An 876-nucleotide genomic window follows, 5' to 3' on the forward strand; every position below is an offset into this window, starting at 1 on the left:
TACTTCATCAGCGCAGGAAGCGGTCAACTCCGTTCAGTTGACACCGGGGGCTACAACCTAACCATGATCGAGGAGGTGTCGAATTCGACGGCAACGGACGCATCGATTAGCGTGGGCGAAGCGATTACAAGTACGTTGGAATACAGTCGCGACCAGGATTTTTATGCGGTCGAGTTGCAATCCACACGAGGTTATTTCTGGCGCATGACAGGTGACGGCACGTCAAATGCGACCATGGATACAGGGTTGGTTTTAACAGATGAAACAGGTGCCCAGCTAACCATTGCAAACGGGCGCAGTTCTTCTTTGCTGGCATGGAACCCCAGTGACAGTGGACGTCATTACATCGTTGCTGGCATCAATAGCACGACAGGCTCTGATCCGGGCGGTTACCGCCTTGAAATGGTGGAAGAGGTCTCTTCCCGTCTTTCGACCGATGCGACAATCGAGGCAGGGCAGACGATCACGGGATTGCTCGACTACGAGGGTGATCGCGACATGTATGCAACGCAGCTGGTCAGCGGAGCATCCTATATCATTACGCTCAGAGGTGGCTCGGACAACACGCCCATTTCGCAAAGCGATGTTGAAATCTTTAACGCTTTTGGTGTTTCAGTCGGGACTTTGGCCGTTGTTGGCGGGACGGGAAGTGGCGTGTTTCAAGCTGAAGACACTGGTACATACTATCTGGGCGTTGGCGGCGGCAGGTTCCGTGATGATGCCGGCAGCTTCGAACTTGAATTGAGTAACCTAATTTTTAACGGTACCGCGTCCGGTGATGTCCTGAATGGCACAGTTGCACCTGATGTTTTGAATGGTTTAGCTGGCAACGACCTGCTCGACGGCGGGTTGGGCAATGACACGCTTTTGGGCGGC

General features: G+C 53.4%; 1 pseudogene. It reads left to right on the top strand.

Annotated features, from left to right (window positions below):
* Nucleotides 1-63: 63 nt before the first annotated feature.
* Nucleotides 64-876: pseudogene (locus RA29_RS21625) on the top strand (hypothetical protein); the annotation flags it as partial.

Source organism: Tateyamaria sp. ANG-S1, from assembly GCF_000814025.1.
GTDB lineage: Bacteria > Pseudomonadota > Alphaproteobacteria > Rhodobacterales > Rhodobacteraceae > Tateyamaria.